At 63.2% G+C, this 18,719-nt stretch carries 14 protein-coding genes; 4 read left to right on the top strand and 10 right to left on the bottom strand.

Annotated elements, in window-relative coordinates; translation table 11 throughout:
- Window positions 1-273 precede the first annotated feature (273 nt).
- Window positions 274-1,455 carry a glycosyltransferase family 4 protein gene (locus tag ACODRZ_RS21395; RefSeq protein WP_488972433.1) on the top strand — a complete coding sequence of 394 codons (1,182 nt, stop codon included), beginning with the start codon at window positions 274-276 and terminating at the stop codon, window positions 1,453-1,455.
- A gap of 439 nt (window positions 1,456-1,894) precedes the next feature.
- Here the strand turns inward: ACODRZ_RS21395 and ACODRZ_RS21390 are convergent, their stop codons facing one another.
- Window positions 1,895-3,280, bottom strand: a complete 1,386-nt coding sequence (locus ACODRZ_RS21390; protein ID WP_488972434.1) for an oligosaccharide flippase family protein — start codon at window positions 3,278-3,280, stop codon at window positions 1,895-1,897.
- 138 nt (window positions 3,281-3,418) lie between these two features.
- Window positions 3,419-4,777, bottom strand: a complete 1,359-nt coding sequence (locus ACODRZ_RS21385) for a glycosyltransferase family 4 protein (protein ID WP_488972435.1) — start codon at window positions 4,775-4,777, stop codon at window positions 3,419-3,421.
- A gap of 814 nt (window positions 4,778-5,591) precedes the next feature.
- On the opposite strand from ACODRZ_RS21385, the gene ACODRZ_RS21380 reads away from it, so the two are divergent.
- Window positions 5,592-8,162: a hypothetical protein gene (locus ACODRZ_RS21380; protein ID WP_488972436.1), complete on the top strand. Its 2,571-nt coding sequence runs from the start codon at window positions 5,592-5,594 to the stop codon at window positions 8,160-8,162.
- Window positions 8,163-8,284: 122 nt separating this feature from the next.
- Here ACODRZ_RS21380 and ACODRZ_RS21375 read toward each other — a convergent pair whose 3' ends face one another.
- A complete protein-coding gene (locus ACODRZ_RS21375) occupies window positions 8,285-8,821 on the bottom strand; it encodes a hypothetical protein (protein ID WP_488972437.1) in 537 nt (178 codons plus the stop codon).
- Window positions 8,822-9,009: 188 nt separating this feature from the next.
- Between ACODRZ_RS21375 and ACODRZ_RS21370 the strand changes: the two genes are divergently transcribed.
- On the top strand, window positions 9,010-9,291 hold the full coding sequence (locus tag ACODRZ_RS21370; protein ID WP_488972438.1) for a hypothetical protein: 282 nt from the start codon (window positions 9,010-9,012) through the stop codon (window positions 9,289-9,291).
- A gap of 144 nt (window positions 9,292-9,435) precedes the next feature.
- Window positions 9,436-9,726, top strand: coding sequence for a hypothetical protein (locus tag ACODRZ_RS21365; protein ID WP_488972439.1), 291 nt, complete (start codon window positions 9,436-9,438; stop codon window positions 9,724-9,726).
- A gap of 16 nt (window positions 9,727-9,742) precedes the next feature.
- Here ACODRZ_RS21365 and recQ read toward each other — a convergent pair whose 3' ends face one another.
- From recQ to ACODRZ_RS21330, 7 genes are all read right to left on the bottom strand, one after another.
- Window positions 9,743-11,563: a DNA helicase RecQ gene (recQ, locus tag ACODRZ_RS21360; protein ID WP_488972460.1), complete on the bottom strand. Its 1,821-nt coding sequence runs from the start codon at window positions 11,561-11,563 to the stop codon at window positions 9,743-9,745.
- A gap of 122 nt (window positions 11,564-11,685) precedes the next feature.
- Window positions 11,686-12,261, bottom strand: a complete 576-nt coding sequence (locus ACODRZ_RS21355) for an NUDIX hydrolase (RefSeq protein WP_488972440.1) — start codon at window positions 12,259-12,261, stop codon at window positions 11,686-11,688.
- Window positions 12,262-12,521: 260 nt separating this feature from the next.
- Entirely contained in the window at window positions 12,522-15,146 is a 2,625-nt protein-coding gene (gene metH / locus ACODRZ_RS21350) for a methionine synthase (RefSeq protein WP_488972441.1), read from the bottom strand.
- Window positions 15,147-15,165: 19 nt separating this feature from the next.
- Window positions 15,166-15,684 carry a GNAT family N-acetyltransferase gene (locus ACODRZ_RS21345; RefSeq protein WP_488972442.1) on the bottom strand — a complete coding sequence of 173 codons (519 nt, stop codon included), beginning with the start codon at window positions 15,682-15,684 and terminating at the stop codon, window positions 15,166-15,168.
- Window positions 15,684-16,730, bottom strand: coding sequence for a homocysteine S-methyltransferase family protein (locus tag ACODRZ_RS21340; protein WP_488972443.1), 1,047 nt, complete (start codon window positions 16,728-16,730; stop codon window positions 15,684-15,686). The genes ACODRZ_RS21345 and ACODRZ_RS21340 overlap by 1 nt, the downstream gene beginning before the upstream one ends.
- Window positions 16,727-17,635: a methylenetetrahydrofolate reductase [NAD(P)H] gene (metF, locus tag ACODRZ_RS21335; protein WP_488972444.1), complete on the bottom strand. Its 909-nt coding sequence runs from the start codon at window positions 17,633-17,635 to the stop codon at window positions 16,727-16,729. Before metF ends, ACODRZ_RS21340 begins: the two co-directional genes overlap by 4 nt.
- Window positions 17,635-18,618 carry an ArsR/SmtB family transcription factor gene (locus ACODRZ_RS21330; protein WP_488972445.1) on the bottom strand — a complete coding sequence of 328 codons (984 nt, stop codon included), beginning with the start codon at window positions 18,616-18,618 and terminating at the stop codon, window positions 17,635-17,637. Before ACODRZ_RS21330 ends, metF begins: the two co-directional genes overlap by 1 nt.
- Window positions 18,619-18,719 lie beyond the last annotated feature (101 nt).

Raw genomic sequence — 18,719 nt, 5'->3', positions numbered from 1 at the left:
AGGAGGCACCGCATTTCAGAAGGTGAATGACACCCCGAGTGCGGTGTCATCCCGCTTGTGCTCCGGGCGATTTCACCCGGACTGCTTTGCTGCCGTCAGTCACGGTTTTTTCATTACGTGTCGTCCCTCCGCGATTTCCGCTGCTTGGTCACGAGAATGGCGCAGTCGGCATCGCGATGACACACAGGGTCCACGTTGGGGCAAGCCACGTGGGGCCGGCGATCGCCACGTCTTTCCGGCCTCGAGGATTTGTCGTCATCTTGAGAGGTCTCTGTGAACATTGGATACCTGGTGCCGGAGTTTCCTGGACAGACTCACGGCTTCTTCTGGCGTGAAATCCTGCACATCGAAAATTCCGGGGAAGTGGTCACGATTTTTTCGACACGGCGTCCGAAGTGCAACGTGAGCCATGCCTTCTCAAAAATCGCCGCGGGAAGGACGCATTACCTGGCGGATTTTCGGTTAAAGGATGTCCTGGGCTGGATCATTGCCGTGTTTCTTGCGGTCAAAGTTCTCGGCAGGCGTGATGTTCGAGAGCTGCGCAAGGAACATGAGACGTGGGGCAAGCTGTTTGCGCTCGCTGTGATCGGTGCGAAACTGAACTTGCTGTCTTCCCGGATGAAAATCGATCATATTCATGGCCATAGCTGCGCCGATGCCGGATATGTGCTGGCATTTTGCCGACTGGCTGGCGGGCCTCCCTTCAGCCTTTCGCTCCATGGTGATCTGGCCATTTATGGTCGTGGGCATGGTTTCAAGTTCGAGAACGCAAAGTTCGTCGCATGCGTCACGGATGCGCTGCGGGCGCAAGTTCGGGAACACGTTCCCGGTCTTGGGGAAGACCCCAAGCTGATCCGCATGGGTATCGAACTGGATGCGGGCAATCGGAAGGAAGACGACTGGAGTGCGCCGCGCGTTCTGAAGATTGTGACCGTCGCGCGTCTCGATCATATGAAGGGCCACAGGCATGCCATCGCTGCCGTCCGCAGGCTCAGGGACAGGGGCTTCGTCGTTCATTACGACATAATCGGCGAGGGTGGCCATGCGGAGGAAATACAAAAGGAAATCGGACAGGCGCGTCTTGAGGGCCAGGTCACGATGGTCGGCCCGGTGGCCAATGACGACATCGGCAAGCGGCTGACAGGCTATGATGCATTCGTGTTGCCGAGCGTCGGGTTCGGAGAAGCGGCTCCTGTTGCAGTGATGGAAGCCATGAGTGTCGGGATTCCCGTGGTGTGTTCCATCATTGGCGGCACGCAGGAGATGATCCAGCACGCACTTACAGGATATCTGTTTGCGCAAGGCGACGAAGCGGCGTTGGCCGAAATTCTCGCACATCTTGCAGAGCGCCCTGAATTGCGCGCCTGCATCGGACGTGCCGGGCGAGTTCATGCGCATGCGAACTTTCTGACTTCCGTTTCCGCAGCGGACCTCGTCACCTGCATCCGGAATTGAAAACGACCTGTTCCTCTAGAACTTGAGCCGCCTTTTCCAGCGGCAGGGCATCTTTGCGGTGTCCTGGCGGGTAAAGGGGCGTAGCCCTTTCGCCCGAACGGTGTCGTATCCCGACGACGATGGTGCGCCGGGGCTGCCCGAGAAAGTGGATCGGCACGAGCCAAGGGGGTGCCATCGTCCCAGCTCGTGAGGCCCAGTGGGGGGGCACTTCGTGTTGACCTGTCCCGCAACGGCTTGCTGCGCGGACGGATCTGCGCGGATGCTTCGGGGGATGCCTCGGGCTAGGCGAGTAATCGCTTTCGGCCGGGAACCTGCTCGCTGCCTGGCATATGCGTGAACAGCGCGTTTTCGAACGGGTGAGCGAACCTAAGGCTCGGCGCTCAAGCGCAAGTTCGGATCGCTGCTTTCGCGCGCGGCGGTATCCGGCGCCTCCTGTCCGTCAGATGAAGATCGGACGGAGCAGCCAGTCGCCGGTTGCCCCGATCACCATGCCGGGGATGCTGGCGGCAAGGAACTGAAACTCGCTGCGCAGGTCCAGCAGGCCGACCTGCCGCAACCGGTACCACTTGAAGACAAGCGGCGGAATTTCGATCAGGCCCACGGCGGCGACCAGTCCCAGCATGCCCCAAACGGTGAAGCCGATCGAGCCTGTGATGATGATCCCGATGAACTTCGTCACATTGGACTGGAACATCATCGAGACATGACCCGTCGCGGTGAGAGCCTCGTTCGCGCTGTTGGAAGGCAATGCCAGCAACGATGAAATGGAAAGCAGTTGGAGGTAGGTGGCCGTCGCGGCGTAACGCGGGTCGTAGAGTATGGCGATGATCAGCGGGGCGCTGCCGATCAGCCCGCCGGCCGCAAAGCTGTACAGCAGCGAGGGCAGGCGACGCTTCGCATAGAACAGGCCCCTCAGGTCGGGCAGCCCGTCGCGCCACGCTTGCGCATAATAGGGGGAGAGCACGCGGCTTGCATACCCCCAGGCGAATGCCAACGGCGCTCCCGCAAGGTTTACAGCCAGCATGTAGATGCCAAACTGATCGAGCGGCATCAATCGCGCCAGGACCAGCTTGTCGCCCTGGAGCAGCAGCAGGGTTATGATGCTCGACCCCGTCACGAACCTTGCGAAGCCCCAAAGGTCCTTGATGTATCCGCGGTCGAGTGCGGGTCTGCGCAGGGAGTTCGGAAACATGACATAGCTCAGCAATGTCTTGAACGCGCTGCCGATCATGCCGCCTGCCAGGATGGCCCAGTAACTGCGCCAGAAATACGCGAATGAAACCGACAGCAGCACCTGGACGGCAAGGACCGCCAGTTCCAGCAGGGACAGGCGCAGGATCAAGCGATGGCGAAGCGCCGTCAGCATGGTGATAGACGCCACACCGTCGATCAGGAACGACAGCGTGGAGATGATGATGACGATCTCGAGGTCGTGCTTGCCCAGCAAGGCCGCTATGGCGGGCGCGGCAGCCAGTATCGCCACGGTCAGCATGACCGAGCGCGCTACCTGCATCGTCCAGATGGTATCGAGGAACCGTGGTTTGTCTCCGTCGGGATGACGTATCACGAAGCTCTGGAAGCCGAGGTCCGACATCATGCCGACCGTGAATGCGATCGAACTGATGATGCCGGTGATGCCGAATACCTCCGGGACCAGCAAGCGGGTGAGCAGGACGCTGCTGAGCGCGCGCAGGAGATTGGTCAGGACAACGGAAATGACGACGATATTGGTGTCCCGCAAAAGCAGGTTCCTGATCCGGCCGTAAAGGGCCGAGCCAGCGGGGATGGAGGCACCAGATACGTCTGAAAGCTGGGCATGGTTCATGCGGCTGCGATCCTGATCATTGCATGCGGCCGTCCAAGCCGGCGGTTGTCAAAAGCGTCCGTGGCAACGTGATCTTGCGCGAACGCGGTCCGTGCGTGCGAACCGCCCGGACGGCCGATTTTGCTGTCGGCGAGCATTTCAGCCGGCCGCTCCCGTGGCTCCGGCGAGGCGGCGGGGGGACACCCCCCGGTCTTCGGTGGCGGGGCGGTCGAAGAAGCCGAATTCGGGAGGCCCCTGGCGTTGTCCGTGAAGCCATCGGTAGACGTCGACAAGCTGTGCGGCCTTGCGCCTCCATGTGTAGAGCGAATTCACTCTGGCGCGTCCGCATCTGGCCATCATCGGCAGGTCATGGACGCCGTTGACGATCTCCAGGAGCACGGAACGGGCGCTCGCGAGCAATGCCGTCCGGGTGCCGAGAGGCAGGCGAAATCCGGTCTCGTCGCTGACGATCTCGCCTGGCCCGCCATAGTCCACAACGATCGGCACGAGCCCGAGCGCCATCGCCTCGACGACGGCGCCGCCACCGAATTCACGCACGCTGGGGAAAAGGAACACCGATTGATCGGCAACCCGGCTAGGGATTTCTCCGTGCTCGACCCATCCCGCGAAATCGACGGCGCTGGCCACGCCGAGCCGTTCGGCCAATGCACGCAATGCGGGCATCATCGGGCCGTCGCCGATGATGGTCAGCCTGGCTTTTCCGGTACGCAGCAGGTCGGCGGCAGCCTCGATCGCAATGTCAGGCCCCTTGTAAGGCACGAGCCGGCCGATGAAGCACAGATTGAGTATGTCCTCTCGCCGTGATGCAACGGGACTGGAAAAGCGTGCGGGGTCGATCGCGTTTTCGGGTATGTAGACGGTCTTGCCGGCGGAACTGGCCGGAAGTTCCGTCGCGGTGTGTTTCGAGCCCACCACCACGGCCGAGGCGTTCCGCCACGTTTGGCGAATTCCGGGCATTATCCTGTAGATGCCACGCACATACGACAACCATTCCTTTTCCCGACGACGTTCACTGTCGAACCCTTTGGGCCACGGGATCCCGCCATTGATCGGGCCAACTACAAACGGCACTCCGACGCGGGCGCAGCGGTGCGCCAGGGAACTCGCGGCCGTCGGACTGAGGGGGGTCACGCGATGGACCACATCGAACCGGCCTGCGGTGATCGCATCGCCGAACCGTTTCCAAACCATTCTCTCGAACTGGGGGTATGCCAGCGCCCCGAGCGCGGCGAGGGTGGTCCAGCCTTTTCCGGCGCCTCCCCTGAGTTTCTCCGCTAGCGACCATAACGGCCGCATCACGGCTTCGTTGTCGATGGCGGTAAAGTCGACCCCTTCAACCAGTCCTGCCCGCAGGATCGCCGGTCGGTTGCGGACCTGGGTAACCAGGTGAACGTCGGCGACCGAGCGCAGGGCATTTGCGATCGACCAGCCGACGAGAGGTACGCTCACCCACTCCGGGTTAGCCGCTTCGGCGATCAACAGCACACGGTAGCGCATATTTCATACCTTGCTCTTGTGTGCCCAACGGTGGTCGTAGCGGACGCGATTCGGCATGCGACAGACACGACCGGACGATCGGGCCTCGCGATGCCTCAAGAAATCATCCCATCGCGGCTCAGTCGCCAATAGGGGTGCTGTAAGGATTTTGCGCGATTTAATGGTCAAGTAAATTTACAAAAACCATTATAGATAATCGGTATCTAATCACGTTCTATTTTAGAATATTAGTTGTATGATCTTTTACGCAATATACCTTCTTGAGGTAACGTGGCGGCATATGACTGTGGATTGAATTCACAGGACAATATCTAGCGGGACGACTGGGCGCCTGTCTATCGCGAGAAACCACCACCTTATAATGCGCCATGTGGATTCCGGCTTCGTGATCGGGATACCGGAGGGAAGGTCTCGTGCAGCAGACGGGACGGCCCATGGGTAGGGATTTTCCCCTCCCTATTCAGGCTGCGTGGTCACCAGAATGGTGCCGCCGAGACGAGGCAAGCAAATTGCCTTGCGTCGATTTCCCTTCATTTCCAGGAGACGTGCCGTTCCTAATGCTTTTTCAACCGTGGTCCTGTGGCTTTGGCCCTGGTTCGCCGCATTAGGATTTCGAGCGCTCCCGGTGGACCGCGCGGTAATCTCGAGCTGCCTCGCCGGGTACTTGCTGCTGCCCTCCAACATCAATGTCGATTTGCCGGGCTTGCCGGATTTGTCCAAGCAATCGGTGGTCTCTCTCGGAATCGTACTCACGTACCTTTGTCATCGACGGGTTGGTCCTGTGGTTGGCGTACCCCGGGCTTTGATGCTCCTCATGGCGATGCTCGTCGTATCGTCCGTGATGACGGTGCTGACAAATCCCGATGTCATTCCAATGCCAATTCCTCTCCCCGCCCTCACGATGCATGACGTATTCGGCGTAGTTTTTGAGAATACGCTTACGATAGCCATAGTGGTTATCGGTGTAAAAGTGTTGTACTCTGCGGATTCCCATCGCAATATCCTCATACTTCTGGGGAGCGCGATGCTGCTGTATTCGCTGCCGACCCTGCTTGAATTCAAGATAAGTCCCCAGCTTCACCGGTGGGTTTACGGCATCCATCCCTCCATGTTCGGGCAGCAGATGCGTGGAGGCGGCTTCCGGGCTACGGTGTTCCTGTCGCATGGGCTTATACTGGCCTGGTTTTTGGCAATGGGCACGGTAGCCCTGATGGCGCTTCGCGGCACCCCGACCAGGATTTTCGGATTCCGCCCGCAGGTCTTGTCCGCCTATTTGTGGGTGATCCTGCTGCTGCAGAAATCGCTTGGAGCGCTGTTGCTGGGCAGCCTCATGGCTCTTGCCCTACTGATGCGGCCGCGTCGTCAGCTTGCCATTGCCGCCATCGTCGCGGTGATCTTCCTCACCTATCCTGCCACGCGAGGGGCGGGCCTGATTCCGGTCGAATGGTTCAACCGCACGGTTGCCGAGTATAGTTCGGAGCGATCGGGCTCGTTCGAGACCCGTATCACCAATGAAGACAATCTGCTGGCCAAAGCCAATCAGCGCCCGTGGTTCGGCTGGGGTGGCTGGGGACGGTCCCGCGTCTACGATCCGCAGACGGGCAGGGACATTTCGATCACCGATGGCATGTGGGTGATATCCTTCGGTTATGCCGGCTGGATCGGTTATCTGGCGCAATTCGGAATGATGTGTTTCCCGCTCCTGGGCCTGCTGCGCTACAAGCGCCAGATTTCGCGTGAAACCGGGGCGTTGGCCCTGATCCTGTCATTCAACCTCGTTGACATGATTCCGAACTCTTCCCTCACACCGGTGACGTGGCTGGTATCGGGAGCTCTGGCCGGATCCTTTGCAGCAATGCGGGCAAACGCATTGCACCCTCGTCCCGTGAATGCGCCGCTCCCCTTGTCGCCGGCTGTCGACCGGCCGGCGTTGGCCCTCAGCCCGCCCGATGGTCTCACCATCTGTCCGGCGGAATTGCTCGCAATATTGCGGCGTCGCTGGCGTTGGCTGGTCGCGCCGGCCCTTGTCGGGGGCATGGTGGCCGGCGTTGCCGCCTCAAGGCAGGAGCCGGTCTATCGTTCCAGTGCGACGCTGCTGCTCGATTCACCCCAAGCCAGGCGGAATTTAATATCCTCGTCGCTGGCGCAAGCCGCGGACGAGCGCATCGCCAAGATTCGCCAGCAGGTGATCAGCAGTGACAGCCTGACCCGGCTGATCGAGCAAAATGATCTCTACGCGCAAGAGCGCACGATTATGCCTCGGGCCAGATTGCTGGAGATCATGCGGACGAAAGTCGGGGTCAATCTCGTCGCGGCCAATCCGGCCGGAGGGCGGGGCGGTACGATCGCCTTCGACCTCTCGTTCGACTATCGCGACGCCCGGGCCGCGCAGGCGGTGACCGAGCAACTGGCGATGATGTTCCTTGTCGAGGACAAGCGCTTCCGCACCGAGCAGGCGACCGGGACCGCCGCGTTCTTTGCCGCGCGCTCCGACAGGATGCGAAGCCAGTTGCATGACCTTGCCGAGGAGCGGCGCGACGTGGAGGCCCGCTATGCCGGCGCCCTTGCCACCGACCTGGCGCTCAGTCTGCAGTCGAACTCGGCGATGCGGGCCGAGGTGTCGCGCACCGATGCCGAGACATTGGGCGTGGCGCAGCAGTCGAGCCTGCTCGCGGCCCGCCAGCAGGAACTCGAGAGCGCCCCGGCCGGTATCGAAGGACTGAATCGCGCCGAGGAACGCCTCGCCACGCTGCTCTCCACCCATTCGGAACGCTTCCCCGACGTCATCGCCGCACGCGCCGAAGTCGAGCGCCAGCGCGCCATGGTCGGACGGGACCCGACCCGCGGCGAGACGTTGATCGAAGCCGAGATCGCCGCCGGACGCGAACGTATCGCCACCCTTGCCGCCCGTCGCGCGGAACTGGTGCGCACCATGGCCGACCTCGACCGCCGCGTCGCCCAGGCGCCCCAGTCGGCCTATGAGCTCAACACGATCGAGCGCGAATACGACAACATCAAGCGCCAGTACGATTCCCTGCGCGAAAAGCAGCTCGACGCGCAAGTCGCCGCCAACCTCCAGTCGGAGGACAAGGGCGAGCGCTTTACCGTCGTCGATGCTCCCAGCCTGCCGCTGCATCCGCTCGGCCGCAGCATCTGGATGGTCGTGCTGATGGGCATCGTCGCCGGTTTCGGCCTCGGCCTCGTCTTCGTCATCGCGCGCGAGATGCTGACCGGCACCATCCACGGCACCGAAAGCCTGCGCCGTGCGGTGCGCGCACCCCTCTTCGGAGCCGTCCCGACCAGCCGGACCCCCAACTTCCTCGACACGATCGCACGCTGGCTGCCAGGCCGCGCCCGCAACGCCACAGCCTATTCGCCAGCCTAGAGCGACTTGGCGGGGGTCACAGAGGGGGCCTTGCAAGGCACTTTCAGCGAGTCGGGAATCGTAAAGCGGGTGGACGAGAATGCGATGTGGTCGCCTTAACCCATCTCATCTGTGAGTGGCTGTTATCGTCGGTCGGCGTGCATGGGGCGGCGCATTGTCAATGCGGCAATTCCAGTGACCACTATACCGAAGCGCTCAAGAAAATCATTTATCCTGATCGTTAGAAATTGGGATCCCAGGAAACTGTCGATGCCATGTAAGGATGTGGCGCGAATGCAGATATACAAAGTCAGGAAAAAGCTGCTGAAAATAGCTATCGACAGTGCATAGCCACGGCGCTTGATCAGCGGGATTATCCAGAATGTCGTGAGCAGGAATAATGCGACCGACGAGATGAATAATATGTGCTGAAATAATCGTCTGTTTCCATACCATCCATAAATCTCTGCCTCATAGCGCATGAAATCCGCGAACCTGGTTTGCAGGTCAAAGTATTTGTTGATGGTCAGAAGGCCGAAAAGCGTGAATATGCAGAGCCATATTCCGGAATTTGCAGGGCCATCGCGCGAGGCTGCGCGCAACGTCGCAAGACATGTCGCAATGTACGCCATGAGCGTGAGCGATGCCCCCGAGGAAGCCTCGACATAGCTTGCAGTCACTCGACATCTCCTTGTCGATGAAGCTCTCAAGTTCCTATTCGAGGGGCTCAAGGCCTGTCCATCGGGAGAACTCACCAGAAGATCTTTTGCGCGGGCAGGAACCGTTCGGATCATCTGTCGTCATAGGGATTTTACGGGACTGCCAAGCCAGACTTGCGGAAGAATGATGCCATGCGTAGGTTGCTGCAATGCAGCGATCGTTTTCGCCCGTTCGAATTCTTGTCGTAGCGGCGATTTTTGCGCTTTGCGGCGCTGCTTCCCGTGCGACGTTTCAATTTGTCGAGACGCGATGGCAGATCGCTGTTTTCGTTTGCGTGGCGGCGGTCTTGGAACTCAGTGCGGGTAACCGGGGGAGCCAGCCCAGCTGGTTCAGGTTTGTTGTCAATTCGGCGTCCGTTGCTTCCGCGATCATCGCCGTGAAGTGGTACATCGAAGGTGTGTCACCGCTGGTCATCGCCCTGATCCGCTGAACGCAGCGCTGCGTATTGCCCGGCCGTGGAATTTTCGAGCATATCGGCAGGCTGACCTGAGATCACCGCAGCGGCGATGAGGCTATCCTCTCGCTTGTCGGCCTGGGAGGCAGGCTTCTAAGGCTGTTCGCGAGGAGAGCCGCCATGACCGATCAGACCCCAGACCGTATAGATGAGGCGACCAGCCGCATCGCCGATCTCGAGGCCGAACTGGAAGCTTCCGGCACGACGACGCGGGACGCAGAGGCTCTGGCCCGCGTGCGCGCCGTTCTTCATCAATGGGTCGATACCGTGTCTGCGGTGGTGGCCACGCCCGGTGTCGGGCGAGTCGTCCTGATCCACGAGAACGGATCGGAATCGCGTATCGCTTCGCCTGAACTGCCGTTCCTGCTGGCTGTTCCGGTGAGATTTGACGGGCGCGATCAAAGCGCCTGACTCAGCCTGCCAAAATTCAGGTCTGCCGGATAACGTCGAGGAAAGCGTCGCCGTAGGCTTCCAGCTTGCGAGTACCGACACCGCCGATGGACCCAAGTTCCGCGAGCGAAGAAGGCCGCGCTGCCGCCATTTCACGCAGGGTCGAATCGTGGAAGATGACATAGGGCGGGACGCCGGCTTCTCTGGCCAGTTCGCGGCGCAACTCGCGCAGAGCGTCGAACACGGGATCGCCTATGGGATTGGCGCCGGTATCACCGCCGCGCGAGCGACGCTTGCGCTCCGGCTTGGGCGGCACGACGATCGCTACCGCGGCCTCGCCCTTGAGGATGGCGCGGGCGTCTCCGCCCAGCGCGAGGCCGCCGTGCTCGGTCGCGGTCAGGCTGCCGCGGGCCTGCAGTGCGCGGGCAAGAGCCTTGAGAAGGGGCTTTTCCTCTTCGGTCAGGATGCCGAAGACCGAAAGCTTGTCATGGCCGCGCTGGATCACGCGGTCGTCGGCCATACCCGACAGCACCTTTTCCAGATGACCAAGGCCATAGGACTGCCCGGTACGATAGACGGCCGACAGCAATTTACGCGCCACATCGGTCACGTCGACGACGCCGACCGGCTGGAGGCAGTTGTCGCAGTTGCCGCAGGTCTGTGCCGGAATTTCGCCGAAGTGGCGTAGCAGCACGGCACGGCGGCACTCGGCGGTCTCGACAAGGCCGGCGAGCGAATCGAGGCGCTGGCGCTCGCTCTGCTGGCGGTGGGGCTCAATTTCGGCGAGTCGCTGGCGTGCACGGGCGAAGTCGTCGGCACCCCAGAACATCACGGCTACGGAGGGGTCACCATCGCGCCCTGCGCGGCCCGTTTCCTGATAATAGGCCTCGATCGACTTGGGAATGCCGGCATGGGCGACGAAGCGGACGTCGGGCTTGTCGATGCCCATACCGAAGGCGACGGTCGCAACCATGACCATGTCCTCGCTGGCGACGAAGGCGGCCTGGTTGCGGGCGCGGATTTCGGGATCGAGGCCGGCGTGATAGGGCAGCACGCGCCGCCCCGTTTCGCGCGCGAGGGTTTCGGCCAGTTGTTCCACGCGCGCACGGGTGGGTGCATAGACGATGCCCGGGCCGGGATTCTCCTCGACGACAGCCTTGAGCTGACGCATCGCGTTCTCGCGCGGGCGGATGGCGTAGCGGATGTTGGGACGGTCGAAGCCGGCGACGATCAGCCCTTCCTCGGGAATGCCGAGCTGGGCGAGGATGTCGCTTCGGGTATGGTGATCGGCCGTTGCCGTCAACGCCAGGCGGGGGACATTGGGGAAGGCGTCCAGCAGCGGGCGCAGCAGGCGGTAATCCGGCCTGAAGTCATGCCCCCATTCGGAGACGCAGTGCGCCTCGTCGATGGCGAAGAGGCCGACACGGGCGGATTGCAGCAACTCGCGGAAATGCGCCTGGCTGGCGCGCTCGGGCGCGATGTAGAGCAGGTCCAGTTCGCCCGCGCGGAAGGCGTCCATCGTCTGGCCGCGATCGGTGTCGGCACTGGTCAGCGTCGCGGCACGGATACCGTTGGCCCGGGCCGAGCGCAGCTGGTCGTGCATCAGCGCGATCAACGGGGAGACGACGACGCAAGTGCCCTGCAGGAGCACGGCGGGAAGCTGGTAAGTGAGCGATTTGCCCGCACCTGTCGGCATTACCGCCAGCGTCGAGCGGCCATGGATCACGCGATCGACCACCTGGTCCTGCACGCCGCGAAAGCCCGAGAAGCCGAAGACGTCATGGAGCGCCCTGGATATGTCGTCATCGGTGGGCGGCGGCGCGGGCGTCCAGTCCACGTCCGGCGCATGAATGTCCATCATTTCGGCGTCAGGTTCGCCGTAGAAGGTCGTCTCGAAAGGCCAGTCGTCGTCGTTCACGCCGCGCTTTATGGCAGAGGCGGGCACCCGGGGGAAACCTCGACTGGTCGGTTTTCGCCAATTTAACTTGGTGTGGCCCACAAATCCGGATGCCGCAGCAACAGGGCCTGGGCGAGGATGAGCGTCTTGGCGTCGGTCAGTTCGCCGCAGAGCGCCATGTCGCGCAAGGCATCGAGCCCGATTTCGTGGACGGTGATGTTCTCGTCCTCGTCGTGGGCTCCGCCGCCACTGCCGATGCGGTCTTCGCTGGCGTAGCGTGCCAGGTAGAGTTGCACCCGCTCGGTCGAGGCGGGGCACAGCGACCACATGTTAGTGACGGGTTCCAAGATTTCGATCCTCAACCCACCCTCCTCGAAGGCTTCTTCGACGATGCGGGTTTCGGGGGAAACGCCATCGAGGTTGCCGGCGATGGCTTCCAGCACCGGCGGTTCGCCTGCGGCGAGGACCCCCGCGCGCGGCTGATCAATCAGCATGCAGACGCGGCGGATCGGATCGTAGGGCAGCACCGCCACGGCAGAGCCGTTGTCGAGCAGATGCCGTTCGACGACCGCGCCGTCAGGCATCTCCACTTCCAGCCGATAGAACTTGTACCATCCGTCATAGACGAGCGTTCGGCCGGTGATGCGCGCTGTGGTCATGATGGCAGGGTGATGGGCTGCACCTCATGTTGCAAGTGCGAATGCGACTTTGGCCGATTGAGAGACGCTCTCGGGCCGGGAATAGCGATGGCCGATGAAGCCGCCTTGTCCGGCCCCCGTGGGGGATGCAGACGGCAAATCGGATGCGATGGCTGGCGCGCATTTGCCCTGGTTACTGCGACCTCCGGGCTTTATGGCGTGCCAGCCAAGAGGACTGAACCCGTGGCCGTCCCGGACCTCATCCGGGACGGGATATGGAATCAGTCGAGGTTCGGACGAAGCCAGCGTTCGGCGGTCGGCAGGTCAACTGCGCGGCGCAATGCGTAGTCCTCCAGTTGGTCGCGACCGATGCGGGCGACGCCGAAGTACTCGCTTTCCGGGTGCGCGAAGTAGAAGCCCGAAACCGCCGCCGTCGGCAGCATCGCCTGGCTTTCGGTGAGGACGATGCCGGCATTGTCCTGCGCCTTCAGCAGATCGAACAGGATGGGTTTGAGCGAATGGTCCGGGCACGCCGGGTAGCCGGGGGCCGGGCGGATGCCGCGATATTCCTCGCGGATGAGCGCTTCGTTGGTGAACTGCTCGTCCGGGGCATAGCCCCACAGGGTGGTACGGACATGCTGGTGCAGGCGCTCGGCGAAGGCTTCGGCGAAGCGGTCGGCGAGGGCTTTGAGAAGGATGTCCGAATAGTCGTCGTGCGCGGCCTTGAAGCGTTTCAGATGCGGCTCGATGCCGTGGATGCCGACCGCGAAGCCGCCGAGCCAGTCGTTTTCGGGCGCGATGAAGTCCGACAGGCAGAAGTTCGCGCGCCCGCGCGACTTCTTGAACTGCTGGCGCAGGAACGGCAGGCGGGTGCCGTCTTCGAGGAGCACGTCGTCACCCTCCGAATGCGCGGGCCAGAAGGCGCAGACGCCGCGTGCGGTCAGCCACTTCTCGTCGATGATCTGCGCGAGCATCGCCTGTGCATCGGCAAACAGGCTGCTGGCGCTTTCGCCGACGATCGGGTCGGTCAGGATCGCCGGATAGTTACCCGCCAGTTCCCACGCGCGGAAGAAGGGCATCCAGTCGAAGGTTTCGACCAGATCCTTGAGATCCCAGTCCTCGTAGACATGTAGGCCCGGCTGCGCGGGCGCGGCAGGCTTCTGCGCGAAGTCGGCGGGGAAGGCGTTGGCGCGCGCTTCGGCGATCGGCAGCAGGTCGCTCTGGCCCTTGTTCGCGCGGGCTTCGCGCACCTTCTCGTAATCGATCGCAACCGAGGACTTGAAGCCCTCCGCCTGCGTGTCGGACAAGAGCTGCGAGGCTACGCCCACCGCGCGGCTGGCGTCGAGCACATGGACCACGGTTCCGGTATAGGCCGGGTCGATGCGCAGCGCAGTGTGGACCTTGGAAGTCGTCGCGCCGCCGATCAGCAGCGGAATGTTCATCTCGGCGCGCTGCATTTCCTCGGCCACGGTCACCATCTCGTCGAGCGAGGGGGTGATGAGGCCGGAGAGGCCGATGATATCCGCCTCGTTCTCGTTCGCCGATTCGAGGATCTTGCTCCAGGGCACCATGACGCCAAGGTCGATCACCTCGTAGCCGTTGCACTGGAGCACGACGCCCACGATGTTCTTGCCGATGTCGTGGACGTCGCCCTTGACGGTGGCCATGATGATGCGGCCCTTCGCCTTGGTCTTGGCGTCCTTTTCCGCCTCGATGAAGGGGATCAGGTGGGCGACGGCCTTCTTCATCACACGCGCCGATTTCACTACCTGCGGCAGGAACATCTTGCCTGAACCGAACAGGTCGCCGACCACGTTCATGCCGCCCATCAGCGGGCCTTCGATGACCTCGATCGGGCGGCCACCGGCAGCCGCGATCGCGGCGCGGGCTTCCTCGGTGTCTTCCACCACGTAGGCGTCGATGCCGCGCACCAGCGCATGCTCGATGCGCTTGGTGACGTCCCAGCCGCGCCATTCCTCGGCGGCCTTCTCGGCCACGGTGTCCTTGCCCTTGTAGCTTTCCGCCAGCTCGATCAGCCGCTCGGTGGAGGTCTTGCCGTCCTCGCCCACGCCGGGGCGGCGCATCATGATCACGTCTTCGCAGGCTTCGCGCAGCGCCGGGTCGATCTGGTCGTAGACGTCGAGCTGCCCGGCGTTGACAATCGCCATGTCCAGACCGGCGGGAATCGCGTGGTACAGGAACACCGAATGCATCGCGCGGCGCACCGTCTCGTTGCCGCGGAAGCTGAACGAGAGGTTGGACAGGCCGCCCGAGAAGTGGACGTGCGGGCAGCGCGCCTTGATCTCGGCCACCGCCTCGATAAAGTCGAGACCGTAGCGGTCATGCTCCTCGATGCCGGTGGCGACGGCGAAGACGTTGGGGTCGAAGATGATGTCCTCGGGCGGGAAACCGATGCCGACGAGCAGCTTGTAGGCGCGCTCGCAGATCTCGATCTTGCGCTCCTTGGTATCGGCCTGGCCGGTCTCGTCGAAGGCCATGACGACCACGGCGGCGCCATAGGCCATGCACTTTCGCGCGTGATCGAGGAACTGTTCCTCGCCTTCCTTCATCGAGATCGAATTGACGATCGGCTTGCCCGACACGCACTTCAGGCCGGCCTCGATCACTTCCCACTTGGAGCTGTCGACCATCACCGGCACGCGGGCGATGTCCGGCTCGGCGGCGATCAGCTTGAGGTAGGTGGTCATCGCCTCGACGGCGTCGAGCAGGCCCTCGTCCATGTTGACGTCGATGACCTGCGCGCCGTTCTCGACCTGCTGGCGGGCGACTTCGATGGCGGCGGGATAGTCGCCGGCCATGACCAGCTTCTTGAACCTAGCGGAGCCGGTGACGTTGGTCCGCTCGCCGATGTTGACGAAGCGGGAGCCGGAAGGAGTGGCGGTCATGGGTGTTGTTCTCGTCAGGTCAAAGCGCTCGGGCGAGCACGAAGTCGTTGTAGGTCTTGCCGCCGACATCGAACTGGCGGGTGCCGATCGTCTCGAAGCCGTGCTTGGCATAGAAGGAGAAGGCGCGGTGGTTGTCATCCTTGACGCCCAGCAGCAGCCGCGAGCGGCCCGCCGTTTCCGCGACCACGGCCTGCATCAGAGAGGGCGCGATGGTTGAGCCCTGAAAGCGCGAGAGGATGTAGATGCGCTTGAGCTCGATGTCGCCCGGCTGCGCATGCTCGATCTCGGGTTCGCACAGCAGCGCATAGCCGGCCGGTGCGCCGCCGGGCTCGATCTCGGCCAGCCATGCCTTCGCGCCCTTGGCGAAATAGGCGCGGTAGGTTTCGGCCGAATGCTGCTTCGCGCAGTGCGCGACGAGGCCCGCGCCGTCGATCACGCCTGCGAAGCTTTCAAGGAAGGTCGCCGCGCCCACCAGAGCGAGCGCGTCGGCATCGTCCGGCCCGGCAGGCCGCAGGCGCCAGATCGGCAGCGAATCCATCAGGACGCCATGGTGAAGGGTTCGAGGCCCGCGAGGCGGGTCACCGGCTCCAGTTCGGGCAGATGGCGCGGCGCCATGCCGGTCACCTTGTCGGCAATGGCCTTGATGTGGGCAGGGGTCGACCCGCAGCAGCCGCCCAGCACGTTAACCTGACCCGCGATCGCCCATTCGCCGACGAAGCCCGCCGTAGTGTCCGGCATTTCGTCGTAGGCACCCAGTTCGTTGGGCAGGCCTGCGTTGGGGTAGATCATGATGAGCGTGTCGGCGATTTCCGACAGCGTCTTCACGTGCGGGCGCAACTGCGTCGCGCCGAACGAGCAGTTGAGGCCGATGGTCACCGGCTTGGCATGCCGCACCGCATGCCAGAACGCCTCGACGGTGTGGCCCGAGAGGTTGCGGCCCGACAGGTCGGTGAGCGTCATCGACAGCATGATCGGCACTTCGCGGCCGAGTTCGGCCTCAAGCTGGCGCACGGCCATGACGCCCGCCTTGGCGTTGAGGGTGTCGAACACCGTCTCGATCAGGATGAAGTCCGCGCCGCCTTCGACGAGGGCCGCGGCCTGTTCCTTGTAGACATCGACCAGCGTGTCCCAGTCGATCTCGCGGTAGCCCGGATCGTTGACGTCGGGGCTGAGCGAGAGCGTCTTGTTCGTCGGCCCGATCGCGCCTGCCACGAAGCGCGGACGGCCATCCTTCGCCTGATATTCGTCGGCGAGGCGGCGGGCCAGCTTGGCCGATTCGACGTTGATCTCGCGCACCAGATGCTCGGCGCCGTAGTCGGCCTGGCTGATGCGGTTGGCCGAGAAGGTGTTGGTCTCGGCAATGTCCGCGCCCGCTTCGAAGTAGGCGCGGTGGATCGCCTCGGGCACCTCGGGCTTGGTTAGCGCGAGGATGTCGTTGTTGCCCTTCTGGTCGTGCGAGAGGCCGAGCGTGCCCGCATAGTCGGCTTCCGAGAGCTTCCAGTTCTGGATCTCGGTGCCGAAGGCGCCGTCGGTGATGAGGATGCGCTTGGCCGCTTCGGCGAGGAAGGTTTCACGGACGCTCATGCTGCAACCAGCTCCTTGGGGCGCAGGCCGAGAAGCTGGCAGATCGCATAGGCCTGCTCGGCGCGGTTGAGGGTGTAGAAGTGGAAATCGCGTACCCCGCCTTCATACAGGCGCTTGCACAAGTCCGCCGCCGCGACGGCAGCGACCAGCGCGCGCGGGCCGGGGCGGTCGTCGAGGCCGTCGAACATCGTCTCCAGCCAGCCGGGGATCTCGGTGTTGCCCGACATGCGCCGGATCGCGGAGAAGCTGGTGACGGGCATGATGCCCGGCAGGATCGGCGCGGTGATTCCCGCCGCCAGCGCCTTGTCCATGAAGCGGAAATAGGCGTCGGTCGAGAAGAAGAACTGCGTGATCGCGCGGGTCGCGCCCGCATCGATCTTGCGCTTGAGATTATCGAGATCGACCTCGGCGCTGACGGCCTCGGGGTGGACTTCGGGATAGGCGGCGACCGAGATTTCGAAATCGTGGCGCTTCTTCAGCCCCGCGACCAACTCTGCGGCGCTGGCGTAGCCTTCGGGGTGCGGTACGAAGCGGCCGCCGTCCGACGGCGGCGGATCGCCGCGCAGGGCGACGATGTGGCGCACGCCCGCTTCCCAGTACTGGTCGACCACTTCGTCGATCTCGCCCTTGCTGGCGGCGACGCAGGTGAGGTGCGCGGCGGGGACCAGCGAGGTCTCCTTCACGATGCGCGAGACGGTGGCGTGGGTACGCTCACGGGTGGAGCCACCCGCGCCGTAGGTCACCGAAACGAAGGCCGGATCGAGCGGGGCAAGCTGGGTGATCGCGTCCCACAGCTGCTCCTCCATCTTCTCCGACTTGGGCGGGAAGAATTCGAAGGAGACGGAAATGTCGCCGGGCAACCCTGCGAAAATCGGGGTTTCTGCGGCGCGTGGGGAAGCGGTCATCAAACGGTCTCTCGGTTTTCAGGGCGCGCGGTTACACCATCGCGGCGCGCAGTCCAGATTTTAACGGTGAGCGGGTCGCCCGGCAGAGCGACGGGCTCGGCCGGGGTAAGGCCCGCGGAAGCGAGATGGGCGAGCATCTGCTCGTCCGAAAAGCCGAGACGGGCGTGCGCATGGCGCTCGCGCATTTCCTCGCGCTCGTGCGCGGCAAGGTCGACGACGGCGATGCGCCCGCCCGGCCGCAGCACGCGCGCGGCTTCGGTCAGCACCACGGCGGGGTCCTGCGCGAAGTGCAGCACCTGATGGAACAGCACGGTGTCGAAGGCGTCGGGCGCGAAGGGCAGGGCGGTGAAGTCGCCCTGCACCAGATCGACCTTGTCGGCGGGCAGGTCCTGCAACCGGGCGCGGGCGATGCGCAGCATCTCAGGGCTCTTGTCGAGCGCCGTCACCCGCCCCGCGCGCGCGGACAGAAGCTGTGCCATGCGCCCGGTGCCGGTGCCAACGTCGAGAAGGCCGCCGATGGTTTCTTCTCCGAGCGCGCGGAGCAACGCGGCCTCGACCGGCTCGTCGGCGCCGTGTAGGCGGCGCAGCGTATCCCATTCGGCGGCGTGGCGGGCGAAGTAGGCCTCGGCGCTCGCCTCGCGCCCGGCGCGGATGGCGGCGAGGTGGCGGCGGTCCTCGGCGCAGCGGGCGGCGAACTGGCTGTCGTCCCGCTCGGCGATGTTGAGCAGATTCGCCGCCGCCGTGCCGAGCGACGATTCGCCCGTTTCACTGACGGCGATTCTCAGGAAGACCCAGCTGCCTTCCTTGCGCCGCTCGGCAAGGCCGGCGTCGCACAGGATCTTTATATGGCGCGAGACGCGCGGCTGGCTCTGGCCGAGGACCTGCGCAAGCTCCCCCACGGCAAGTTCCATATGCGCGAGCAGACGCAGCATACGCAGGCGCGTTGGCTCCGAAAGAGCGCGCAGAAGAGGGTCGATCCGCATGCCGGATCATATAAAGATATCTTTATATGTGTGCAAGCCCTAGGAATTCTGCGGATTTCCGCCTGTCGTATTCCTATTTGCGTTGCACCATTGTCTCGTCT

Source organism: Novosphingobium sp. FG90 (genome assembly GCF_057808725.1).
This window is presented reverse-complemented; position numbering and strand designations above follow the sequence as displayed.

What these genes read in the sequence shown, in the direction of transcription:
- ACODRZ_RS21390 (WP_488972434.1), bottom strand. Translation starts at nt 3,280, where the DNA reads ATGAACCATGCCCAGCTTTCAGACGTATCTGGTGCCTCCATCCCCGCT.
- ACODRZ_RS21385 (WP_488972435.1), bottom strand. Translation starts at nt 4,777, where the DNA reads ATGCGCTACCGTGTGCTGTTGATCGCCGAAGCGGCTAACCCGGAGTGG.
- ACODRZ_RS21380 (WP_488972436.1), top strand. Translation starts at nt 5,592, where the DNA reads ATGGCGATGCTCGTCGTATCGTCCGTGATGACGGTGCTGACAAATCCC.
- ACODRZ_RS21370 (WP_488972438.1), top strand. Translation starts at nt 9,010, where the DNA reads ATGCAGCGATCGTTTTCGCCCGTTCGAATTCTTGTCGTAGCGGCGATT.
- ACODRZ_RS21365 (WP_488972439.1), top strand. Translation starts at nt 9,436, where the DNA reads ATGACCGATCAGACCCCAGACCGTATAGATGAGGCGACCAGCCGCATC.
- recQ (WP_488972460.1), bottom strand. Translation starts at nt 11,563, where the DNA reads ATGGACATTCATGCGCCGGACGTGGACTGGACGCCCGCGCCGCCGCCC.
- ACODRZ_RS21355 (WP_488972440.1), bottom strand. Translation starts at nt 12,261, where the DNA reads ATGACCACAGCGCGCATCACCGGCCGAACGCTCGTCTATGACGGATGG.
- metH (WP_488972441.1), bottom strand. Translation starts at nt 15,146, where the DNA reads ATGACCGCCACTCCTTCCGGCTCCCGCTTCGTCAACATCGGCGAGCGG.
- ACODRZ_RS21345 (WP_488972442.1), bottom strand. Translation starts at nt 15,684, where the DNA reads ATGGATTCGCTGCCGATCTGGCGCCTGCGGCCTGCCGGGCCGGACGAT.
- ACODRZ_RS21340 (WP_488972443.1), bottom strand. Translation starts at nt 16,730, where the DNA reads ATGAGCGTCCGTGAAACCTTCCTCGCCGAAGCGGCCAAGCGCATCCTC.
- metF (WP_488972444.1), bottom strand. Translation starts at nt 17,635, where the DNA reads ATGACCGCTTCCCCACGCGCCGCAGAAACCCCGATTTTCGCAGGGTTG.
- ACODRZ_RS21330 (WP_488972445.1), bottom strand. Translation starts at nt 18,618, where the DNA reads ATGCGGATCGACCCTCTTCTGCGCGCTCTTTCGGAGCCAACGCGCCTG.